This is a genomic window from Mesorhizobium sp. M7A.F.Ca.CA.002.05.1.1, assembly GCF_003998335.1.
In the GTDB taxonomy this organism is placed as follows: domain Bacteria; phylum Pseudomonadota; class Alphaproteobacteria; order Rhizobiales; family Rhizobiaceae; genus Mesorhizobium.
Map to the genome: position 1 here is coordinate 1 of NZ_RZQI01000616.1, position 3654 is coordinate 3654.

General features: G+C 62.6%; 4 protein-coding genes. All 4 read left to right on the forward strand.

Features of this window, described 5'->3' with window-relative positions:
- Window positions 1-88 precede the first annotated feature (88 nt).
- Window positions 89-973 carry an ABC transporter permease gene (locus tag EN939_RS25120; RefSeq protein WP_127270231.1) on the forward strand — a complete coding sequence of 295 codons (885 nt, stop codon included), beginning with the start codon at window positions 89-91 and terminating at the stop codon, window positions 971-973.
- Window positions 970-1839 (forward strand): ABC transporter permease, encoded by an 870-nt coding sequence (locus EN939_RS25125; RefSeq protein WP_127270229.1) that lies wholly within the window; start codon window positions 970-972, stop codon window positions 1837-1839. Before EN939_RS25120 ends, EN939_RS25125 begins: the two co-directional genes overlap by 4 nt.
- Complete coding sequence (locus tag EN939_RS25130; RefSeq protein WP_127270508.1) at window positions 1824-2894, forward strand: ABC transporter substrate-binding protein; 1071 nt, start codon at window positions 1824-1826, stop codon at window positions 2892-2894. The genes EN939_RS25125 and EN939_RS25130 overlap by 16 nt, the downstream gene beginning before the upstream one ends.
- A gap of 295 nt (window positions 2895-3189) precedes the next feature.
- The coding region (locus EN939_RS25140) for a helix-turn-helix domain-containing protein (RefSeq protein WP_164751204.1) at window positions 3190-3654 on the forward strand (465 nt) is incomplete at its 3' end.

The following is a 3654-nucleotide window of genomic DNA, read 5'->3' on the forward strand; positions in this document are numbered from 1 at the left end:
CCTTGGGGTTCCGTTAGAGGATTCTGCTTGACAGTTTCATGGATATGAAAAACTCTAAGCCAATTTCAAAATCCCGATAGGCAGGTGGATGTCGACCCTAGTTGCAACATCAGCGCCAGAGGTCCGGTCTTCTCAGGGCTTCCGGGTCGCCATGCTGCTGCCGGGCGCTCTGGTCACTTTCCTGCTGATCCTGTTTGCCCTCGGCCTCGTGCTTTTTCTCGCCTTCCGCGGCAATGACGGTTCGCTGCTCGGCGCCGGCTTCACCGTGGCGAATTTTGTCACTGTGGTGTCCGATCCGCTGTACTGGACGGTGACGCTGCGCTCGCTGATCATTGCCGCTCTGGTCACGCTGGCGACCGTCGTCACCGCTTATCCCGTCGCCTACTACCTTGCCTTCCACGCCGGCCGGCGGCGCGGCCTGCTGCTGTTCCTGGTGACGCTGCCGTTCTGGACCAGCTATCTCCTGCGCGTCTTCGCCTGGAAGATCGTGCTCGCCTACAATGGCGTTTTGAACTCGGCGCTGATCGAAAGCGGTATCTGGTCCGAGCCGACATTGGCCTTTCTCAACACGCCGGCCGCCGTCGTCGTCACGCTCGCGCACGCCTATGCACCGTTCGCCATCCTGCCGATCTATGTGGCGCTGGACACCATCCCGAAATCGCTGATCGAGGCCGCTTCCGATCTCGGCGCGCGGCCATTCACCTCTTTCCGCCGTGTCGTGCTGCCCAATTCGATGCCGGGCGTGCTGGCGGCAGCCCTTGTCGTCTTCGTGCCGACGGTCGGTGACTATGTCACGCCGGCGCTCGTCGGCGGCCCGGCCAGCACCATGATCGGCACGCTGATCCAGGCGCAATTCGGCAAGGCCAATGACTGGCCGTTCGGCGCCGCACTCTCCGTCGCCGTCATGCTGGTCATCCTGTGCGTGGTGCTGGTCGCGCGTTTCGCCGACCGCAGATTTGGCAGCCGCACATGAGCGCTGCACGCACGCAGGGAGGCGGCCGCTGGCTCGGCGTCTACGTCGTCGCCTATCTGGTCTTTCTCTATCTGCCGGTGCTGCTGATCCCGCTGTTTTCCTTCAACAACTCGATCCAGGCAGCGTTTCCACTGCAAGGCTTCACCTTGCAATGGTACGCGACACTGTTCGGCAATTCGGCGCTGACTGGTGCACTCTTGAACAGCCTCGTCATCGGCGCCATTGCCGCCACGGGCGCGACGCTGTGCGGCATCACCGTATCCTACATGGACCTCTATGGCCGCTCGCCGCTGGCCGCCACCATCAGCGCCATCGCCCGGCTGCCGATCCTGATCCCCGGCGTCATCGTCGGCATATCGCTGCTGATCCTCATCAACCTCATTGGTTTGGGGCCATCGCGCATCGCCATCGTTCTCGGTCACATATTGGTGGCGCTGCCGACGACCGTGGTGATCATGCGCAGCCGCTTCGCCGCCGTCCCGAAAACCATTCGCGAGGCGGCGCTCGATCTCGGCGCCTCCGACTGGACGACGTTCCGGCGGGTCATGCTGCCGCTCAGCCTGCCGGCCATCGTTTCGGCCTTCATGCTGGCCTTCCTGATCTCCTTCGACGAATTCATCGTCGTCTTCTTCCTCGCCGGCACCGAGCCGACGCTGCCGCTCTACATCTGGAGCCAGCTGCGTTTTCCAAAGTCGCTGCCGACGGTGATGGCGCTGGGCACGTCGATCCTGGCTGTGTCCTTCATCATCGCTGCAGCAGCTGAAATCCTGCGCCATCGCGGCCTGTCCGCCACGGCGCCAAAGCCCGCGGATCCATCACAACCAAAACAAACCAAGAGAGGAGAACTGCAATGGCATTCGACCTGAAATCGATCTCTGCAAAGACTGTTTGCGCTGGATTGACGGCGTTCGCGATGACGCTGTCGTCGACCGTCGCTTTCGCCGGCGACAAGCTGCAATATTTCACCTGGTCGGGCTATGAACTGCCCGATTTCAACAAGAGCTTCCTTGCCGCGCATCCCGATGGCGTCGAGGCCTCCATCTTCGGTGACGACGATGACGCCTTCACCAAGGTCAAGGCCGGCTTCCGCCCCGACATCGCGCATCCCTGTTATGACAAGGTGGCGCGCTGGAACAAGGAAGGCCTGCTGCAGCCGATCGACACCAAGCGCATCAAGAACTGGGATTCGATCTTCCCGGTGTTCAAGAACCTGCCCGACCTGCAGGCCGGCGACGGCAAGGTCTGGATGGTGCCATGGGACTGGGGCAACACCTCGATCCTCTACCGAACCGATCTGGTGAAGAACCCGGAAGCGAGCTGGAACCTTTTGTGGGACAAGCAGTATGCCGGCCGCATGGCGACGATCGACGCCGTGCACGACACGCCGGTCGTTGCCGCACTGCTCGCCGGCGTCAATCCGTTCGACATGACGCCGGAGCAAATGGACAAGGTGGCCGAGAAGCTGCGCGAGCAGCGCCCGCTGCTCTCCAACTACACCACCGACATGACCTCCGTCGAACAGGCGTTGGCCAGCGGCCAATTGGTCGCCGCCATGACCTGGAACGCGTCCGCCACGTCGCTGAAGAAGCAGGGCGTGCCGGTCGAGTTCATGAAGCCGAAGGAGGGCATGCTGACCTGGGCCTGCGGCTTCGTCATGCTCAAGGACGCCAAGAATGTCGATCTCGCCTATGACTTCATCAACAGCCGGCTGGATGCCGACTCCGGCAAATACCTGATCCAGGCCTATGGCTACGGCAACTCGCTGAACTCCGCCTTCGCCACCGTGCCGAAGGAGGAACTTGAGAAATTGCAGCTGCCATCCGATCCCGAGGTGTTGCTGAAGACCACCATCTTCACCGGGCCGATGAAACAGAATGACGACCTCGCCAAGATGTTTGAAAAGGTCAAGGCGGGCGGGTGAGTTTCAACCGTATTCGAGGCGACCAATTGCCGAAGTTTGCGCTGCCCCTCACCTGCCTGCCGGCATCCTCTCCCCGTATAGTGACGGGGAGAGGGACGCTGTCATCGCCCATTTCGCCAATCATCAGCGTTGCAAGGATGGCGCCGGCGTTGCGGCCAGCCACTTCTCCCCGTCACTATACGGGGAGAAGTGCCCGGCAGGGCGATGAGGGGCAGCACTGACGCCCGATAGCTATCCAACCCTGAAGCCGGCCTTGGTCGCCACCGGCCCTAAGCACTGCAATAAGGACTAACAAATGGACATGCTGGACGAACCGGCTGAGAAGCCGAAGGACGATGCCGATGTGCGGGTCGGCCGGCGCGTGCGGGCGCTGCGGCTGGAGCGCAATCTGTCGCTGGCCGATCTTGCGGCAAAAGCTGGTGTGTCGATCGGGGCGCTCAGCCAGATCGAGCGCGGCATGTCCTCGCTGCGCGTCAAGGTGATCTGGCCGCTCGCCGCCGCCCTCGACATCGAGCCGTCGGCGCTGATCGCCGACGGCAACGATGCGGCCAACGATCTCTATTGCGTGCGCGCCGACAAGCGGCGGCAGATCCCGGTGAAGTCGGAAGGCATTGCCAAGGCGCTGCTGTCACCCCCGGGCGCGACGCTGACCGGCATGCTGGTGACGGTGGAAGCCAGCGGCGGCACGGCCGAGGCCTATGCCCATGCCGGCCATGAATTCGGCTTCGTGCTGGCCGGCGAGGTCGAACTGGTGGTGGAT